1 pseudogene is annotated in these 235 nt (G+C 19.1%); it reads left to right on the top strand.

The annotated features are described in order from the left end of the window. Positions 1 to 202, top strand: a pseudogene (locus tag A500_RS19250) (hypothetical protein); the annotation flags it as partial. Positions 203 to 235 lie beyond the last annotated feature (33 nt).

The following is a 235-nucleotide window of genomic DNA, read 5'->3' as shown; positions in this document are numbered from 1 at the left end:
CAACAAAAGATTTTTAAATAATGGAAGAGGATTTTTAAGAATGAAAAAGGCTTTTTATGGAGTTGGAAAAGTTAAGTTAGTAAATTCAATAAAAGATGATAATTTTAAAGTAATCTTACCTGGAATAAATACTTACAAAAAGTATAACTATCATAATATAAAGAATTATACCCTTGAAGTTTTAAAACAAAATATGATATAATAATTATTATTAAATAATAATAAGATTTTTGAA

This window comes from Clostridium sartagoforme AAU1 (assembly GCF_000401215.1).
Lineage (GTDB): Bacteria > Bacillota > Clostridia > Clostridiales > Clostridiaceae > Clostridium > Clostridium sartagoforme.
The sequence above is the reverse complement of the archived record's forward strand: the minus strand, read 5'-3'. Positions and strand labels throughout refer to the sequence as shown.